Below are 17,319 nucleotides of genomic sequence, written 5' to 3'. Positions count from 1 at the left end.
CTTGCTCCCGATGACGGTGTGTCAGCCACAGATTAGCTGACTGACACACCGCCATCGGGAGCAAGCCCCCTCCCACATTTGGAACGCACTTCGATCCAAGTCAATGTTGCACCTGTGACGCTGCCGTATACTTGCCGCCTGCCCCGTCGGAAGCCCCCATGAATAACATCGACCCCGCACTCTTCGAAGAATGGATGATGACCGGCCTGGTCACCGTCCTGATCATTTTCATGGGCTTTATCGTCTGGGACCTGGCGAAGAAATCCAAGGCCGGGCGCTTTGGTTCGTTCATCCTGTTTTTCGTGCTGGGCCTGGGCGTGGCCGCGTTCATCATCAAGAGCGTGGTGATCGGCCTCATCGAGTCCGGCGCTTTATAAACGCGCGGGTACTTCCTTCCATTGGCCTTGGTCCAGGCCGTCGATTGTCCAATCGCCAATACGCACCCGTACCAGACGCAAGGTCGGCAGGCCCACGGCGGCGGTCATGCGTCGCACCTGGCGGTTACGCCCCTCTCGAATCACCAGTTCAAGCCAGTAAGTCGGTAGGTTTTTGCGAAAGCGCACCGGCGGGTTACGCGGCCATAACTCAGGCTCATCCAAACGCCGGGCCTCGGCGGGCAAGGTTTTGCCGTCGTTGAGTTCTACTCCGTCGCGCAGGCGTTGCAGTAATGCTTCGGTGGGTTCGCCTTCCACCTGCACCCAGTACGTTTTCGCCAGTTTGTGCTTGGGATCGGCAATACGCGCCTGCAACTGGCCATCGTTGGTCAGCAGCAAGAGGCCCTCGCTGTCACGGTCCAGGCGGCCTGCCGGGTAAATGCCGGGGATGTCGATAAAGTCCTTGAGCGTCGCGCGCCCGCCTTCGTCGCTGAACTGGGTCAGCACATCGAAGGGTTTATTGAACAGGACCAACTTCGGCTCGGCAGGCGGCGCCTTGGCAACACGGCGCGCAGCAGAATACGGAGGTTTCACGCCAGGGCGGCGCGAATCGGGGCGAGTAGGACGGGACATGGCAAAAGGAACATCTAACGGTCAGGACCGACAATGCTAGTGGCCTGACCGCTAAATGACCATCCCAACCGCTTAGCGGAACGGCGGCTCGTCGAAGCTGCGCAGCTTGCGCGAGTGCAGCGAGTTGAGTTCGGTGCGCAACAGGTCCACCGCCTCGATGCCAATCTTCAAGTGCTGGCTGACCGCACGTTCATAGAACGCGTTGGCCGAACCCGGCAATTTGATCTCACTGTGCAGCGGCTTGTCCGACACACACAACAACGTGCCGTACGGTACGCGCAAGCGGTAGCCCTGGGCGGCGATGGTGCCGCTTTCCATGTCCACCGCCACGGCGCGGGACAAGTTGATCAATGGCCGTTCCTGGGCCCAGCGCAGTTCCCAGTTGCGATCGTCGTAGGTCAGCACGGTGCCGGTGCGCAGGCGCTTTTTCAGCTCTTCGCCTTTTTCGCCGGTGACGTTGGCGGCGGCTTGCTGCAAGGCCATCTGCACTTCGGCCAGGGCCGGGATCGGAATGTTCGGCGGCACCACGCGGTCGAGAATCCCGTCGCGGCGCATATAGGCGTGGGCCAGTACGTAGTCGCCAATGGTCTGGGATTGGCGCAGGCCGCCGCAGTGGCCAATCATCAGCCAGCAATGCGGACGCAGCACGGCCAGGTGGTCAGTGATGTTCTTGGCGTTGGACGGGCCGACGCCGATGTTCACCAGCGTTACGCCGTGACCATCGCTGGCCTGCAGGTGATAGGCCGGCATCTGATAGCGATGCCAGACCACGCCCGCGGCAATGGCCGATGCTTCGCCGTGGTCCATGCTCTTATCGATCACCACGTTGCCCGGCAGCACCATGCGGATAAAGCGCGGGTCGCTGCGCAGTTGCTCCAGGCCATGCAGGATGAACTGGTCGACATAACGGTGGTAGTTGGTGAGCAGGATCCATGGCTGCACATGGCGCCAGTCGCTGCCGGTGTAATGCACCAGGCGGCGCAGGGAGAAATCCACACGCGCTGCATCGAACAGTGCCAGGGGCAGCGGGTCGGTGTTTTCCCAGTCGTAGAGGCCGTCGGCGATGCCATCGGTGGCGGCCGACAGATCGGTGCTGGGGAACACACGGGCCAGGGTGGCCGCGGTTACGCCGGAGCCGGCCAGTTCGTCGCCCTGCTCTACCACGTACGGGTACGGAATGTTCTGCTGGCTGACGCCCACTTCCACCGTCACGGTGAAGTCGTGCATCAGCGGCACCAATTGTTCCAGCAAATACTTACGAAACGCCGCCGGATGGGTGACGGTGACGCTGTAGGTCCCTGGTAGCTGGACCTTGGCATACGCCCGGGTAGTCTGTGGGACTTCGCCGTGGCAATGGTAGGTCAGGCGCAATTCTGGATAACGAAACAACGCGCGTTGTGCGGCGTCGGGTTCGACGCGGTCCTTGAGGTATTGCTTGAGGGCTTGATTGAGCGCGCCGGTAGCCCGCTCATGCAGGGCCGCCAGCCGATCCACGGCCTCTTCGGCGGTTTGAACGACAACAAAAGCTTCGGTCACGGTAAGCATCCTGTGTTCTGACTTGCAGGCCTTTATCTTGCCTGTATCCCTGTCAGACGCAAACCTTGAATTGGAGTGCCCTCCCAAGATGGCTGCAATCCCTGTGGGAGGGGGCTTGCTCCCGATAGCGGTGGATCAGTTTATAGATAGGCTGACGGACACTCAGCCATCGGGAGCAAGCCCCCTCCCCCATTTGGACCGTGTCTATTCAGAGACATTGGGGCTTGAGCGAGCGACGATGGCCCCGACATCAACGCCACGCGGCAAGGTGCCGTAGACGCGGCCAGACGACTGGCCCAAACGGCTGGCGATAAACCCATCGCTGACCGCCCCATGACCGGCCTCCAACAATAACTTGGCCTGCAGTGCCACGGCGATGTCCTCAGTCAACTGCCGCGCGCGATACTGAATGTCCTGGGTGTCCATGAACGCCGACTTCAGTTGTTCGATGTGCCGCGCCAGCTGCTTATCACCATGCCCGTCACCGAGTTCGACAAACAGCGCTTCCAGCACGCCGGGCTCTTTGGACAGAGCGCGCAGCACGTCCAGGCACTGCACATTGCCGGAACCTTCCCACGTCGAATTTACCGGTGCCTCACGGTACAAGCGCGGCAGGATGCTGTCCTCGACATACCCCGCGCCGCCCATGCACTCGGCGGCTTCGTTGATCATCGCCGGGGCGCGCTTGCAGATCCAATATTTGCCCACCGCTGTCACCAGCCGGGCGAATTTGGCCTCCCGCTCATCACCCAGATTATCCAGGGCGCAGCCCATGCGCATGCTCAAGGCCAGCGAGGCTTCGCTTTCCAGGGCCAGGTCGGCCAGCACGTTTTGCATCAGCGGTTGCTCACTGAGTACACAGCCACCTACCAAGCGATGGGCGCAATGATGACTGGCCTGGGTCAACGCCTGGCGCATCAAGGCGCTGGAGCCGACCATGCAGTCAAAGCGGGTCATGGCGACCATCTCGATGATGGTCGGCACGCCACGGCCTTCTTCGCCGATCATCCAGGCCAGGGCACCGCGAAACTCCACTTCGCTGGAGGCGTTGGAGCAGTTACCGAGCTTGTTTTTAAGGCGCTGGATATAGAACTCGTTGCGCGTGTCATCCGGGCGGTGCCGAGGCAGTAGGAAACAGGTCAGGCCCTTGTCAGTCTGAGCCAGCGTCAGGAACGCATCGCACATCGGCGCCGAGCAGAACCACTTATGCCCCACCAGCTCATAAGCTTCCCCTGGACCGCCGGCCCCTACCGGATACGCGCGAGTGGTATTGGCCCGCACATCGGTGCCGCCCTGTTTTTCGGTCATGGCCATGCCGATGGTGGCGCCGGTCTTATGGGCGATACCGACATTGCGCGGGTCATATTCGGTGCTGAGGATTTTCGGCAACCACGTCTTCGCCAGGTCCGATTGCAGGCGCAGGGCAGGGACGCAGGCGAAGGTCATGGTCAGCGGGCAGCCAGTGCCGGCTTCGGCCTGACTGTGGAGATAAGTCATCGCGGCCCGCGCTACATGAGCGCCGGACTGCGGGTGTGCCCACGGCAACGACGGCAGGCCGTGTTCGACGGCAATACGCATCAGTTCGTGGTAAGCAGGATGAAATTCCACCAGGTCGATGCGATGACCATAACGGTCATGGCTGTTGAACACGGGCTTGTTCTGGTTCGCCAGGAAACCGGCCGCCATCAACGGCCCACCGGCCAGCGCGCCATAGGCATCGAGGCGCGCTTGCGCCCAGCCGGCACCAAAGCGGCGCGACCACTCTTGCAACGGCAGATCGATGCGGAAAAGGTTGGTGCCATCCAGGGATGGGGGCTGGTTAGTGACGTCGTGGGTTTCGGCGAACGGGTGCAGGTTCATGACGGGGCCTCATGGAAAAAGCCCCGTTGAGTTGAGGCCTGAATTTCAGTTAAGCACCGTCACCCGCCTTAAAAAAGTGACATACCCGCCGAATGCCCGGCGCTTTCACCCTCTTGCGGACACAGCACCCGGCGCTCCAACACGGCCCGCAAGGCCTCAAAGCGCACAGGCTTGGCGAGGCGGTCGGACACACCGATGCCATGACAGTGCTCGCGCTCAGACACATTCAGCGACGTGCTCAAGGCAATCACCGGCAACTCTGCACAGCCCGGCAGTGCACGGATCTGACAGCACAATGAGAAGCCGCCCTCAGGTATATCCAACACCACCGCGTCGAAATTGCCCCTCTGCAAGGCCGCTAATGCGCTCGGGCCGCTGTCCACGTTTTTCACTCGGTAACCGAGCTTGAGCAACATGCCGCGCACCACCAGTTGGCCGATGCTGTTGTCATCCACCAGCAGCACCGCGCAATCCTGAGGCGCGCGCTGCCGATCCGCCGCCGGTTTTGCTTCAGGCGCCACCGGGCTGACTTCCACTTCCAGTTGAAAACGACTGCCCTTGCTTGGCTCGGAATGGTGCGTGAGGCGCCCGCCCAACAGCTCGATCAATTGCCGGCAGATAGCCAGGCCGATACCCATGCCGCCGTATTCACGAGTCATGGAGCCATCGAGCTGGAAAAACCGCTGGTACAGGGTTGCCTCGTCGAGGAAGGCGAAGCCAATACCGGTGTCGGTCACAATAAAGCTCAGGCGCAAGCCACCGTCGCTGTGGGGCACGCCCACCACCCGCAGGCGCACGGCGCCTTCGTGGGTGAATTTGAATGCGTTGTCCAGCAGGCAATCCAGGCACTGGATAAGTTTATCTGCGTCGCCCACCACGCGGTCCGGCAGTTCATCGGCCACATCGATGGAAAACGCCAAGCCTTTGGCTTGGGCGCTGGCGCTGAATTGCTGGCGCAAGGTGTCGAGCACGCCGCGCAGGCTGAACACCTGAAGCTGTGCACTGAGGCGCCCGGCCTGCAGTTCGGTGAGGGTCAGAATGCCATTGACCATGCGCATCATGTCCCGCGCCGAGCCGGCGGCGGTTTGCTGGTATTGCGCGAGGTCGTCGTCCAGTGGCACGGTTTGCATCAACTCAAGGGAGCCGATCACGCCGTTCATAGGGGTGCGCAGTTCGTGGGTCAGGGTGGCGAGGAACTCATCCTTGAGCCGGTTGCTGCGGGCGAGTTGCTGGTTGAGCACTTCGAGCTTCTGGCTGGCGTCGAGCAGAATCTGCGCCTGTTGCTCACGCATGGCATTGATGCGATCAGCCAACGCCAAGGACAACAGCGCCACTTCAATCGCCGAGCCGATCTGGCTGGCGTACATCGTAAGGAACACATTGGGCAGGTAGCCCAGCACCATCAGCGTATTCACCACTCCGCCCAGCAGGAAGGCCGACCAAGCAATGATGAAATAGCGCGCCACGCGCTGCCCGCAGTACCAGGCCTTGATGGCGGCGACAAAGATAGTCACGGTAAACACCAACGCCAAGCCGGTAGCCAGGCGCAGCGCCAGGGCGTAGCTGGTCATCAGCGATAACAACATCACCACGGCACCGCAGGCCACCAACGCCAGCAGTAAGCGGTTGATCCAGCGACTGTGCTGCGCCGTATGCAGGAAGCTGCGCGCGAACAAGCTGCCAAACAACGCGGCCGCACCGATCAGGAACGGCGTCGCGGCATTCGCCCACCAGGGGTTGTTCGGCCAGAAATACTCCACTGCCGCGCCGTTGACCGACAACTGGTACATGCCGAACGAGGCGATATAGAAGATGTAATAGAGGTAGCTGGTGTCGCGCACGCTGAGGTAAATAAACAGGTTGTACACCAGCATCCCCAACAACACGCCGTAGATCAGGCCCAATACATACAAGCGCAGCGGCTGCTGTTCCAGGTAGGCGGTGCTGGACCAAAGGGTCAGCGGGGCCTGGATCGAGCCTTCGCTTTGCAGGCGCAGGTACACGGTTTTCGCCTCGCCGGGGGTGAAATCGATCTTGAACAGGTAGTTGTTCTGGCGAATCTCACGGGCGGAAAACGGCAACGCATCCCCGGTGCGCCCGGCCAGGCGATAGTTGCCGGTGCTATCGGGCAGGTACAGGTCAAGGTGGTCCAGCGGCGGGTAGGCCAACTCCAGCAACCAAGTGCGTTGGGCCTCGGGGCTGTGGGGCAGGTAATGCAGGTTGACCTTGAGCCAGAACACCGAGCGTGAATAGCCGGCATTGAGGGTGTCTTTATCGTGGGGTTTGAATTGTCGGGCGGCGGAAGGCGCGCTGACATCGGCAATCGTGAGGGCATCGGTCGGGTCTTCGAGCACTTGCATGGCTCGGCCCAGTGCCAGGCTGCGGGTGTCCTGGTTGAACTCGATGGCGTTGGCGAGCATCGGCAGCCCGCACAACAATAAGATCAGCAAATAGCGCATAGAGCCCCAGCGTGGCCTGTCCGGTTATGTCAAAAGCCCCCATTCCTTTTGAGAAGACGTACACCGGCGATACAGTTAAGTTGTTTGGATCCACTTTAGCATAGCCGCTAAAGGCCATTGGACACCATTGAAATAATTTTCCTGAAGGCTCTAGGACAAGGCTTTCAGCACACTTTTGCGAGAAGAAAAGTGCCAAAAAAGCGTCGCCTCCTGGACAAAATTCAACCATCGGGCGACGGCCACGCCAAAAGCGTTTGGTGGTAAGCTCGCGCACCATGAATATCTACAGCTCTCGCCCTGTTGTCCTCTGTCTCTCCGGCCATGATCCCAGTGGTGGCGCCGGCTTGCAGGCAGATATCGAAGCCCTGCTCGCCCAAGGGTGCCACGCGGCTCCGGCCGTTACTGCCCTGACCGTGCAGAACACCGTCAATGTCAGCGATTTTCGCGTGCTCGACCGCGAGTGGGTAATGGCCCAGGCCAATGCCGTGCTCGGCGATTCCGAAGTAGCGGCGGTCAAGTTGGGCATGCTCGGCTCCACCGCAATGGTCGACACCGTGGTCGAACTGCTGCAGGCGCATCCGCACCTGCCGGTGGTGTGCGACCCGGTGCTGCGTGCCGGCGGCGGCGGGAGCCTGGGCAAGGACGAAGTGGGCTACGCCATGCGCGAGCGGCTGCTGCCGTTGTCGCTGATTGCCACACCGAACCTGCCCGAAGCGCGCATTCTCGCCGAACTGCCCGAAGGCACCGCGGACGAATGCGCCGAAAAACTGCTGCCATTTATAAAGCATCTGTTGATCACCGGCGGACATGGCGACGAGCATGAAGTGCACAACCGCCTCTACAGCCGCGACGGCACGCACCAGACCTTTACCTGCCAGCGCCTGCCCGGCAGCTATCACGGTTCGGGCTGCACCCTGGCCAGCGCACTGGCCGGGCGGATCGCTCAGGGCGAAGGTCTGGTGAGCGCGGTGCAATCGGCGCTCAACTACACCTGGCGCACCCTGCGTGACGCTGAACAGCTCGGCCAGGGCCAGTTTGTACCGCGCCGGCTGCCGCTGGATTTCTGCTCGTAACTTTCTGCTCGAACATCAAGAGGCCTGCCCGATGAAACTACGTGGCCTTTACGCCATCACCGACAGCCAACTGTTGGCCGGCAAATTCCTCGCCTATGTGGAAGCGGCGTTGGACGGTGGCGTGACCCTGTTGCAGTACCGCGACAAAAGCAGCGACGAAGCCCGGCGCCTGCGTGAAGCCGAAAAGCTGCGTGAACTGTGCTCGCGCTACAAGACCCAACTGATCATCAACGATGACGCTGAGTTGGCCGCGCGCCTCGGCGTCGGCGTGCACCTGGGCCAGACCGACGGCCCGCTGACACCGGCCCGTGCGCTGCTGGGCTCCAAGGCCATCATCGGCGCCACCTGCCACAGCCAGATTGAACTGGCCGAACAGGCCGCGCGCGAAGGCGCCAGTTACGTCGCCTTCGGTCGCTTCTTCAATTCCAATACCAAGCCTGGCGCACCTGCCGCCACCCTTGAAATGCTGGCTGAGGCCCGCAAGCGCCTGCACCTGCCGATCTGCGTGATCGGGGGCGTCACCCTGGAAAACGCCGAGCCCTTGGTGGCCCACGGTGCCGACTTACTGGCCGTGGTCCACGGTCTGTTCGGTGCCGACAGCACCCAGGAAGTCACGCGCCGCGCCCGCGCTTTCAACGCCTTAATCAAATCCTGAATTCAGAGAGCCCCCACCATGTCTCGTTCCGAAACCCTGTTTGCCAATGCCCAGAAACACATCCCCGGCGGTGTGAACTCCCCCGTGCGTGCGTTCAAGAGCGTGGGCGGCACGCCGTTGTTCTTCAAGCATGCCGAAGGTGCCTACGTCACCGACGAAGATGATAAACGCTATGTAGATTACGTCGGTTCTTGGGGCCCGATGATCCTGGGCCACAGCCACCCGGACGTGCTGGATGCAGTGCGTAAACAGCTGGAGCACGGCTTGTCCTACGGCGCCCCTACCGCCATGGAAACCGAGATGGCTGACCTGGTGTGCTCAATCGTGCCGTCAATGGAAATGGTGCGCATGGTCAGCTCCGGCACCGAAGCCACCATGAGCGCGATTCGTCTGGCCCGTGGTTTCACCGGCCGCGACAGCATCATCAAGTTCGAAGGCTGCTACCACGGCCACTCCGACAGCCTGCTGGTAAAAGCCGGCTCCGGCCTTTTGACCCAAGGCGTGCCCAGCTCGGCCGGTGTGCCAGCGGCATTTGCCAAGCACACTCTGACGCTGCCGTTCAACGACATAGCCGCCGTCGAGCAGATGCTCAACGAAGTCGGCCAAGACGTGGCGTGCATCATTGTTGAGCCGGTGGCCGGCAACATGAACTGCGTACCACCTGCACCGGGTTTCCTCGAAGGCCTGCGCGAGCAGTGCGACAAGCATGGCGTGGTATTGATTTTCGATGAAGTGATGACCGGCTTCCGCGTCGCCCTTGGTGGTGCCCAGGCGCACTATGGCGTCACGCCTGACCTGAGCACCTTCGGCAAGATCATCGGCGGCGGCATGCCGGTAGGCTGCTTCGGCGGCAAACGCGAAATCATGCAGCACATCGCGCCACTGGGTCCGGTCTACCAGGCAGGCACGCTGTCGGGTAACCCGCTGGCTATGGCTGCCGGCCTGACCACGCTGCGTTTGATCAGCCGCCCGGGCTTTCACGCTGAACTGACCGACTACACCACTCGCCTGCTGGACGGCCTGCAACAGCGCGCCGATGCGGCCGGCATCCCGTTTGTCACCACGCAGGCGGGGGGTATGTTCGGCCTGTACTTCAGCGGTGCGGACGATATCGTCACCTTTGATGACGTGATGAGCAGCGACGCCGACCTGTTCAAACGCTTCTTCCACCTGATGCTGGAAGGCGGCGTGTACCTGGCGCCGAGTGCCTTTGAAGCGGGCTTCACATCGATTGCCCATGGCGAAACCGAGTTGCAACTGACCCTGGACGCCGCCGAACGCGCATTCGCAGCCCTGAAATAAACGGTCGCAACATCTGGCGTCGCTGTGGGTGGCGCCAGATTTGCTACTTTGCTTACAGAGATTTCCTTATTTTTTCGAGAATTCACCTGCAATCCGGCAGATAACTTGCCCAAGCAGCAGAAAAACGAGTAAAGACTTTGTAAGCAGAGGCCTGCTTATTTCATAATGCGCGCTTATTGGATCCCGTGAGGGTCCGCGCGCCCCGTCAGAGGTAAGTCGATTCCCATGAAACGCACCGGCCGCACCCTGGTACTGGGCTGCCTGTTGCTCCTTCAGCCGCTGCTGGCAAATGCCCAAGCAGGCGGCAACTCGTTGTTAATCCCAGCGATGGGTCGTTGCACCCTCAATACCCAGCCAGACAGCCAGGCCGAATCCCTGAGCGCGTGCCAGAAACAGGCCGACGAAGGTGATGCGCAGGCGCAATATGAGTTGGGCGAGTACTACCACGACAGCAAAAATCCCGCCCTCGACCTCAACAAAGCCCTGAGCTACTTCGAGAAAGCCTCGTTGCAGGGTCACGCGCAGGCACAATTCCAGCTAGGCACCATGTTCTTCAAAGGCGAAGGCGTGCCGGCCAATAACGTTCAGGCGTATATCGTGCTGAAAATGGCCGCCGTCAACGGCGCCGAAGACGCGCTGGACACGGCCGACGAAGTCGCCGAGCACATGCAGCGCGATGAACTGGAAGTGGCCACCCAGGTCTTGGGCCAGATTTTCCGCAACTACCTGCAGGAACTGCAGAGTGCCGATGGGCGTTCGCCCTTCTCACCCCTGCCCTGACAGCCGTCTTACTTCTCAGGCATTGGCATCGGAAACGGCATGACATTACTCACGCCCCGTGCCTCGCTGATCTTCGGCGTGCCCAGCCGCTCGACTTCATCGATACGCACAATTGAATGCATCGGCACAAAACTGCGCACCACGCCTTCGAACTGCGCCTTGAGCTTTTCTTCGCCCGGGTCGACGACCAATTGGGTGCGCTCGCCAAAGACGAACTCTTCCACTTCCAGGAAGCCCCACAAATCACTTTGATAGATCTGCTTGGCGTACATTTCGAACACCTGGCCCTGGTTGAGGAAAATCACCTTGTAGATTGGAGCTTCGCGTTTGGTCATGGTGGGCGGATAACACATCGGGGATATAAAAGAGGGCGCGAACTATAGCATGGCACCCGATGCACAACGCTAGGAACCAATGGGCATGCCCCCTATAATGCGCGGTTCTTTATCACCAGTTGACGATTCCCATGGCCAAGAAGCTTTATATCGAAACCCACGGTTGCCAGATGAACGAGTACGACAGCTCGCGCATGGTCGATCTGCTGGGCGAACACCAGGCCCTGGAAGTCACCGCCCGCGCCGAAGATGCCGACGTGATCCTGCTCAATACCTGCTCGATCCGCGAGCGTGCCCAGGACCGTGTGTACTCGCAGTTGGGCCGCTGGCGTGAATTGAAACTGGCCAATCCAGAGATGGTGATCGCCGTCGGCGGTTGCGTGGCCAGCCAGGAAGGCGCCGCGATCCGCGACCGCGCCCCCTATGTCGACGTGGTCTTCGGCCCGCAAACCCTGCACCGCTTGCCGGAAATGATCGACGCGGCCCGTATCACCAAGCTGCCTCAGGTAGACGTCTCGTTCCCGGAAATCGAAAAATTCGACCATTTGCCTGAGCCGCGTATCGACGGGCCAAGCGCCTATGTATCGGTGATGGAAGGCTGCAGCAAGTACTGCACCTTCTGCGTGGTGCCCTACACCCGTGGCGAAGAGGTCAGCCGGCCCTTTGACGACGTGCTGGCAGAGATCATCCACCTGGCCGAAAACGGCGTGCGCGAAGTGACCCTGTTGGGCCAGAACGTCAACGGCTATCGCGGCTTGACCGAGGACGGGCGCCTGGCGGACTTGGCAGAGTTGATCCGCGTAGTGGCAGCAGTGGACGGTATCGAGCGCATCCGTTACACCACTTCGCACCCTCTGGAGTTTTCCGACAGCCTGATCCAGGCCCACGCCGACGTGCCTGAGCTGGTTAAGCACCTGCATTTGCCGGTGCAGTCGGGTTCGGATCGCATCCTGTCGGCAATGAAGCGCAATCACACCGCCCTGGAATACAAATCCAAATTGCGCAAATTGCGTGTAGCAGTGCCGGGAATCTGCATCAGTTCAGACTTTATCGTCGGCTTCCCAGGCGAGACCGAAAAAGACTTCCAGCAGACCATGAAGCTGATTGAAGACGTCGGTTTCGACTTCTCCTATTCGTTCGTCTACAGCCAACGCCCCGGCACACCCGCCGCCGATCTGGTGGACGAAACCCCGGAAGCGCTGAAAAAAGAGCGCTTGAACGCGCTACAACACCGACTTAACCAGCAGGGCTTCGAGATCAGCCGACAAATGGTCGGTTCAGTCCAGCGCATCCTGGTCACCGACTACTCGAAGAAAGATCCCGGCGAATTGCAGGGCCGCACCGAGAACAATCGGATCGTCAACTTCCGTTGCGACAATCCAACCCTGATCGGCCAATTTGCCGATGTGCACATCGATGCGGCGCAACCACACTCGCTGCGCGGCTCTCTGGTGCAATAAATTTGGGAGGGGGCTTGCCCCCTCCCACATAGGAGCCGTGCAACATTCCAATGACGTAAGTGCTTTCGTACCCGCGTCACTGGCGTTATCCTCTCTTTCACCTAAACAGCCAAAGGGCGGCTAAAAGCGACCTTGAACGCACCCACAGTAGAACCCCATCGTTTTATCCTTGAGCCCTTTGAGGCTCGCCGTTTCGCCAATCTGTGCGGACAGTTCGACGAGCACCTGCGCCTGATCGAACAACGCCTGGGCATCGAGATCCGCAATCGCGGCAATCAGTTCGAGCTTATTGGTGAAGCCCAGCCCACTAAATCTGCAGAAAATCTGCTGCGCCGTCTCTACCGCGAAACCAAGGGTAGCGAGCTGTCGCCAGAAACCGTGCACCTGTATTTGCAGGAGTCGGCTGTGGAAGACTTGGCTAACAACCCCGTCGCTGAAGCCAGCGTGGCATTGCGTACCAAGAAAGGCATGATTCGCCCAAAGGGCTTGAATCAGCAGAAGTACGTCAAGGCAATCCTCGGCAACGATATCAATTTCGGCATCGGCCCCGCCGGTACCGGCAAGACCTACCTCGCCGTGGCCTGTGCAGTGGATGCCCTTGAGCGCGAGCAAGTGCGCCGCATCCTGCTGGTGCGCCCGGCGGTCGAAGCGGGCGAAAAGCTCGGTTTCCTGCCCGGCGACCTCGCACAGAAGATCGACCCGTACCTGCGTCCACTCTACGACGCGCTCTACGAGATGCTTGGCTTTGAATACGTGGCCAAGCTGATCGAACGCCAGGTGATTGAAATCGCCCCGCTGGCCTACATGCGCGGCCGCACCTTGAGCAACAGTTTCATCATCCTCGACGAAAGCCAGAACACTACCGTCGAGCAGATGAAGATGTTCCTGACCCGCATCGGGTTCGGCTCGACGGCCATCATCACCGGCGACATTACCCAGGTTGACCTGCCCAAGGGCACCAAGTCGGGCTTGAGCCATGTGATTGAAGTGCTCAAGGACGTGCCGGGTATCAGTTTCACGCATTTCTCACCCAAGGACGTAGTGCGCCACCCGCTGGTGCAACGCATCGTCGAAGCCTACGAGCGCTTCGAACACCGCGACGACGGACTGTCAAAGGACGTTCGCCGCGATGCTTGAGCTTGACCTGCAACTGGCCACCGAGGCGCCCGCCCCCAGCGAAGAACAATTCCGCCAATGGTGCGCACTGGCACTGCGCCAGCGCACTGCCGACTCGGAATTGACCATCCGTCTGGTGGACGAGCCCGAAGGCCGCGAGCTGAACCACACCTGGCGCCAGAAAGACTACGCGACCAACGTGCTGTCGTTCCCCGCCGACGTACCCGACGAGCTGCTGGATATCCCGTTGCTGGGCGATCTGGTGATCTGCGTCGAAGTGGTGGAGCGCGAGGCGAAGGAACAAGGCAAGACGCTGGAAGCCCATTGGGCTCATCTAGTCATCCACGGCTGCTTGCATCTCTTGGGTTACGACCATATAGACGATGAAGAAGCCGAGGAAATGGAAACACTGGAACAAACGTTGCTTGCCGAACTGGGTCACCCTGATCCGTATGCAGACGACGAAACATAACTGACACAACAAAGGATTTAGAGTAATCGCTATGAGCGAAGACCGATCGAGCAACGGGCAAAAGTCATGGCTGGGTAAACTGACCCAGGCTTTTGCCCACGAGCCGAAAAACCGCCAGGAGCTGCTGGAGCTGCTGCGCGAGGCCCACCAGAACAAGTTGCTGGACAGCGAAGCGCTGGCCATCGTCGAAGGCGCCATCCAGGTCGCTGACCTGCAAGTACGGGACATCATGGTCCCGCGCTCGCAGATGATCAGCATCAAGGCGACCCAGACCCCGCGGGAATTCCTCCCGGCCGTGATCGACTCCGCGCACTCGCGCTACCCGGTGATCGGTGAAAGCCATGACGACGTCATGGGCGTCCTGCTGGCCAAGGACCTGCTGCCGCTGATCCTCAAGGAGAACGGCGACAGCTTCAACATCAAGGACCTGCTGCGTCCCGCCACCTTCGTACCCGAATCCAAGCGCCTGAATGTGCTGCTGCGCGAATTCCGCGCCAACCACAATCACATGGCCATTGTGATCGACGAATACGGCGGCGTGGCCGGCCTCGTGACCATCGAAGACGTGCTGGAACAGATCGTCGGCGACATCGAAGATGAGCACGACGTCGAAGAAGACAGCTACATCAAGCCGCTGCCGAGCGGTGACTTCCTGGTCAAGGCGCTGACGCCGATCGAGAACTTCAACGAGTTTTTCGACAGCGAATTCTCCGACGACGAGTTCGACACCGTTGGCGGCCTGGTAATGAGTGCGTTCGGGCATCTGCCCAAGCGTAACGAAACCACCGAGATCGGCGCGTATCGCTTCCGCATCCTGAATGCCGATAGCCGTCGTATCCACTTGATCCGCTTGACCCCTATTGCCCGTTAAGGACTGAAATGCGCCGCATGATCGCACCCGGCTGGCCCGGTAACTTGCTGGCCGTGGTGGCCGGCGCCATCACTACCCTGGCGCTGGCGCCGTTCGATCTGTGGCCGTTTGCACTGATCGCGGTCGGAGTGTTCTATGTCGGCCTGCGAGAGCTGACACCGCGTCAGGCCCTGGGCCGTGGTTGGTGTTTCGGTTTCGGCCTGTTTGGTGCTGGCACCAGCTGGATTTACTACAGCATCCACCACTTCGGCGGCGCTTCGGTGCTGCTGGCGGGGTTCCTGATGCTGTTGTTCACCGCCGCCATTGCCTGGTTCTTCGCCCTGCCCGCTTGGCTGTGGGCGCGCTGGTTGCGTCGCAATGAAGCACCGTTGGCAGATGCGCTGACGTTTGCCGCATTGTGGGTCGGCCAGGAAGCCTTTCGCGGCTGGTTCCTCACCGGATTCCCGTGGCTGTACTCCGGTTACAGCCAGCTCGACGGCCCCCTCACCGGCCTGGCGCCAGTGGGTGGCATGTGGCTGATTTCCTTTGCCCTGGCACTGACGGCGGCCCTGCTGTGCAACCTGCCGCGCCTGCTGGCCAGTAAACGCAATGGGTTTATCGGCGCAGGTCTGGTGTTGCTGGTCGCACCCTGGGCCATCGGCCTGGCGCTCAAGCATCACGCTTGGACGTCCCCGTCCGGCGCTCCGCTGACCGTAGCGGCCATCCAGGGCAACGTCGAACAAAGCATGAAGTGGGACCCCGAGCAGCTCAATGCGCAGCTCGCGCTGTACCGCGACATGAGTTTCAGCTCCAAGCCTGTCGACCTGTTGGTGTGGCCGGAAACGGCGGTGCCGGTGCTCAAGGAGTCCGTCGAGGGCTACCTGGGGATGATGGGCAAGTTTGCCGCCGACCGACACACCGCGCTGATCACCGGCGTGCCAATACGCCAGGAAGTGCACCACCAGAAGCGCTACTTCAATGGCATCACCGTGGTAGGCGAAGGCGACGGCACTTACCTAAAGCAGAAGCTCGTGCCGTTTGGCGAATACGTGCCGCTGCAGGACATGCTGCGCGGACTGATTGCCTTCTTCGACCTGCCGATGTCGGACTTCGCCCGCGGGCCTGCCGACCAGGCGATGTTGCAGGCGAAGGGCTATCAGATCGCGCCTTTCATTTGCTACGAAGTGGTCTACCCGGAATTCGCCGCCGGACTGTCGGCCCAGAGCGACCTGCTGCTGACCATCAGCAATGACACCTGGTTCGGCCGCTCCATCGGCCCGCTGCAGCACCTGCAAATGGCGCAGATGCGTGCGTTGGAGGCTGGGCGCTGGATGATCCGTGCGACCAATAATGGCGTGACTGGGTTGATCAACCCGTTTGGCCAGATCACTGCGCAGATCCCGCAATTCGAGCGCGGAATCCTCTATGGCGAAGTGGTGCCGATGCATAACCTGACGCCATACCTGCAATGGCGCTCGTGGCCGCTGATCATCGTGTGCCTGGGGTTGTTTGGTTGGGCGCTGCTGGCAGGCCGGATGTCAAAAACCGTCTAACAGCCAACGCGAATCAAAATGTGGGAGAGGACTTGCCCCCTCCTACATCTTGATCTGCATTTTAATCAGCAGGGTTATCGATAGAACAACCGATACCCCACCTGCCCTACCGCCTCGTTGATCAACTGCCCGCTCTGCCACACCGACTTGAACTCGGGCATCCATCCACCCAGCGGCCGGGCATTGTCCACGCCCAGAAACCCCACCGGCGCCGGCACCACGGTGAAGCCGGCCTTTTCAAAACTCCACACCGAACGCGGCATGTGCCAGGCCTGGGTCACGACCACCACACGCTTGATGCCCTCGGGCAATAGAATCTCGGCACTCATCTGTGCGTTTTCCCAGGTGGTACGGCTGCGCTCTTCCTTCCAGCGCACCGTAACGCCGAAATCGTCCTGCATCGACACCGCCATCAGCTCAGCTTCGCTGGGCGGCGTGCCGTAGTGCAATCCCCCGGTGGTAAGCACCGGCAGGCCGGACGCCTTGGCCAGTCGGGCGGCATACCGCTGGCGCTCCAGGCCAATACCGGTAGGCTGATCAGAACCCCATGCCGGGTCGCCGCGCTCACGTCCCGAGCCCAGCACCACAATGGCGTCGGCGCGCTGGGCCAGGGTCGACCAGTCTTCACGCGCCAACGGAGGCTCGGTCTCCAGGGCCCGCGCGCCCCACTCCACGGCCACCGGCAAGCTGATCAACCACATGCCGCCAAACCCCAGGGCAAAGCAGCAACCGGCCAAACGTGGGCGACTGCGTCTAAACCACCAGGCAAGGGCCAGCAGCAGCAAGAGAATGCCGGGCGGCAGGAGCAGTTGTTTAATGAAATAACGAATAGGCATCGGGCATCTCCAAAGATGCCCGAAG

Annotated in this window: 16 protein-coding genes; 10 read left to right on the top strand and 6 right to left on the bottom strand. The window is 60.8% G+C overall.

Annotated features, from left to right (window positions below):
• Window positions 1-167 precede the first annotated feature (167 nt).
• A complete protein-coding gene (locus ACKZ62_RS03130) occupies window positions 168-377 on the top strand; it encodes a DUF2788 domain-containing protein (protein WP_032884769.1) in 210 nt (69 codons plus the stop codon).
• Here the strand turns inward: ACKZ62_RS03130 and ACKZ62_RS03125 are convergent.
• From ACKZ62_RS03125 to ACKZ62_RS03110, 4 genes are all read right to left on the bottom strand, one after another.
• Entirely contained in the window at window positions 372-1,007 is a 636-nt protein-coding gene (locus ACKZ62_RS03125; RefSeq protein WP_095186216.1) for a pseudouridine synthase, read from the bottom strand. The genes ACKZ62_RS03130 and ACKZ62_RS03125 overlap by 6 nt on opposite strands.
• Before the next feature lie 72 nt (window positions 1,008-1,079).
• A complete protein-coding gene (gene amn / locus ACKZ62_RS03120) occupies window positions 1,080-2,552 on the bottom strand; it encodes an AMP nucleosidase (RefSeq protein WP_163033266.1) in 1,473 nt (490 codons plus the stop codon).
• Between the two features lie 195 nt (window positions 2,553-2,747).
• The gene (locus ACKZ62_RS03115; RefSeq protein WP_447096311.1) at window positions 2,748-4,403 is read right to left on the bottom strand and encodes an acyl-CoA dehydrogenase family protein; all 1,656 of its coding nucleotides are present in this window, start codon (window positions 4,401-4,403) and stop codon (window positions 2,748-2,750) included.
• Between the two features lie 68 nt (window positions 4,404-4,471).
• The gene (locus ACKZ62_RS03110) at window positions 4,472-6,862 is read right to left on the bottom strand and encodes a hybrid sensor histidine kinase/response regulator (RefSeq protein WP_095186214.1); all 2,391 of its coding nucleotides are present in this window, start codon (window positions 6,860-6,862) and stop codon (window positions 4,472-4,474) included.
• A 275-nt stretch (window positions 6,863-7,137) separates the two neighbouring features.
• On the opposite strand from ACKZ62_RS03110, the gene ACKZ62_RS03105 reads away from it, so the two are divergent.
• From ACKZ62_RS03105 to ACKZ62_RS03090, 4 genes are all read left to right on the top strand, one after another.
• A complete protein-coding gene (locus ACKZ62_RS03105) occupies window positions 7,138-7,935 on the top strand; it encodes a hydroxymethylpyrimidine/phosphomethylpyrimidine kinase (RefSeq protein WP_122756000.1) in 798 nt (265 codons plus the stop codon).
• Window positions 7,936-7,966: 31 nt separating this feature from the next.
• On the top strand, window positions 7,967-8,590 hold the full coding sequence (gene thiE / locus ACKZ62_RS03100) for a thiamine phosphate synthase (RefSeq protein ID WP_032884613.1): 624 nt from the start codon (window positions 7,967-7,969) through the stop codon (window positions 8,588-8,590).
• An 18-nt stretch (window positions 8,591-8,608) separates the two neighbouring features.
• Window positions 8,609-9,892, top strand: a complete 1,284-nt coding sequence (gene hemL / locus ACKZ62_RS03095) for a glutamate-1-semialdehyde 2,1-aminomutase (RefSeq protein ID WP_095186212.1) — start codon at window positions 8,609-8,611, stop codon at window positions 9,890-9,892.
• Between the two features lie 225 nt (window positions 9,893-10,117).
• Window positions 10,118-10,672, top strand: a complete 555-nt coding sequence (locus ACKZ62_RS03090; RefSeq protein WP_032884611.1) for a tetratricopeptide repeat protein — start codon at window positions 10,118-10,120, stop codon at window positions 10,670-10,672.
• Window positions 10,673-10,680: 8 nt separating this feature from the next.
• Here the strand turns inward: ACKZ62_RS03090 and ACKZ62_RS03085 are convergent, their stop codons facing one another.
• Complete coding sequence (locus ACKZ62_RS03085) at window positions 10,681-11,007, bottom strand: DUF1820 family protein (RefSeq protein ID WP_003236992.1); 327 nt, start codon at window positions 11,005-11,007, stop codon at window positions 10,681-10,683.
• Between the two features lie 131 nt (window positions 11,008-11,138).
• Between ACKZ62_RS03085 and miaB the strand changes: the two genes are divergently transcribed.
• The 5 genes from miaB (at window position 11,139) to lnt (ending at window position 16,458) form a co-directional block, all read left to right on the top strand.
• Window positions 11,139-12,467 carry a tRNA (N6-isopentenyl adenosine(37)-C2)-methylthiotransferase MiaB gene (miaB, locus tag ACKZ62_RS03080; RefSeq protein ID WP_447096310.1) on the top strand — a complete coding sequence of 443 codons (1,329 nt, stop codon included), beginning with the start codon at window positions 11,139-11,141 and terminating at the stop codon, window positions 12,465-12,467.
• A gap of 132 nt (window positions 12,468-12,599) precedes the next feature.
• Window positions 12,600-13,604: a PhoH family protein gene (locus ACKZ62_RS03075; protein WP_032884609.1), complete on the top strand. Its 1,005-nt coding sequence runs from the start codon at window positions 12,600-12,602 to the stop codon at window positions 13,602-13,604.
• Complete coding sequence (gene ybeY, locus ACKZ62_RS03070) at window positions 13,597-14,055, top strand: rRNA maturation RNase YbeY (protein ID WP_447096309.1); 459 nt, start codon at window positions 13,597-13,599, stop codon at window positions 14,053-14,055. The genes ACKZ62_RS03075 and ybeY overlap by 8 nt, the downstream gene beginning before the upstream one ends.
• Window positions 14,056-14,086: 31 nt before the next feature.
• Entirely contained in the window at window positions 14,087-14,926 is an 840-nt protein-coding gene (locus ACKZ62_RS03065) for a CorC family transporter (RefSeq protein ID WP_005791724.1), read from the top strand.
• Window positions 14,927-14,934: 8 nt separating this feature from the next.
• Window positions 14,935-16,458 carry an apolipoprotein N-acyltransferase gene (gene lnt / locus ACKZ62_RS03060; RefSeq protein WP_032884607.1) on the top strand — a complete coding sequence of 508 codons (1,524 nt, stop codon included), beginning with the start codon at window positions 14,935-14,937 and terminating at the stop codon, window positions 16,456-16,458.
• 74 nt (window positions 16,459-16,532) lie between these two features.
• Here lnt and ACKZ62_RS03055 read toward each other — a convergent pair whose 3' ends face one another.
• Window positions 16,533-17,294, bottom strand: coding sequence for a YdcF family protein (locus tag ACKZ62_RS03055; RefSeq protein ID WP_181640287.1), 762 nt, complete (start codon window positions 17,292-17,294; stop codon window positions 16,533-16,535).
• Between the last annotated feature and the right edge of the window lie 25 nt (window positions 17,295-17,319).

It is taken from the genome of Pseudomonas sivasensis, from assembly GCF_052938085.1.
The sequence above is the reverse complement of the archived record's forward strand: the minus strand, read 5'-3'. Positions and strand labels throughout refer to the sequence as shown.

Excerpts from the sequence above, each read along its gene's own strand:
- ACKZ62_RS03125 (WP_095186216.1), bottom strand. The coding sequence starts at position 1,007 with ATGTCCCGTCCTACTCGCCCCGATTCGCGCCGCCCTGGCGTGAAACCT.
- amn (WP_163033266.1), bottom strand. The coding sequence starts at position 2,552 with ATGCTTACCGTGACCGAAGCTTTTGTTGTCGTTCAAACCGCCGAAGAG.
- ACKZ62_RS03115 (WP_447096311.1), bottom strand. The coding sequence starts at position 4,403 with ATGAACCTGCACCCGTTCGCCGAAACCCACGACGTCACTAACCAGCCC.
- ACKZ62_RS03110 (WP_095186214.1), bottom strand. The coding sequence starts at position 6,862 with ATGCGCTATTTGCTGATCTTATTGTTGTGCGGGCTGCCGATGCTCGCC.
- ACKZ62_RS03105 (WP_122756000.1), top strand. The coding sequence starts at position 7,138 with ATGAATATCTACAGCTCTCGCCCTGTTGTCCTCTGTCTCTCCGGCCAT.
- thiE (WP_032884613.1), top strand. The coding sequence starts at position 7,967 with ATGAAACTACGTGGCCTTTACGCCATCACCGACAGCCAACTGTTGGCC.
- hemL (WP_095186212.1), top strand. The coding sequence starts at position 8,609 with ATGTCTCGTTCCGAAACCCTGTTTGCCAATGCCCAGAAACACATCCCC.
- ACKZ62_RS03090 (WP_032884611.1), top strand. The coding sequence starts at position 10,118 with ATGAAACGCACCGGCCGCACCCTGGTACTGGGCTGCCTGTTGCTCCTT.
- ACKZ62_RS03085 (WP_003236992.1), bottom strand. The coding sequence starts at position 11,007 with ATGACCAAACGCGAAGCTCCAATCTACAAGGTGATTTTCCTCAACCAG.
- miaB (WP_447096310.1), top strand. The coding sequence starts at position 11,139 with ATGGCCAAGAAGCTTTATATCGAAACCCACGGTTGCCAGATGAACGAG.
- ybeY (WP_447096309.1), top strand. The coding sequence starts at position 13,597 with ATGCTTGAGCTTGACCTGCAACTGGCCACCGAGGCGCCCGCCCCCAGC.
- ACKZ62_RS03065 (WP_005791724.1), top strand. The coding sequence starts at position 14,087 with ATGAGCGAAGACCGATCGAGCAACGGGCAAAAGTCATGGCTGGGTAAA.
- lnt (WP_032884607.1), top strand. The coding sequence starts at position 14,935 with ATGCGCCGCATGATCGCACCCGGCTGGCCCGGTAACTTGCTGGCCGTG.
- ACKZ62_RS03055 (WP_181640287.1), bottom strand. The coding sequence starts at position 17,294 with ATGCCTATTCGTTATTTCATTAAACAACTGCTCCTGCCGCCCGGCATT.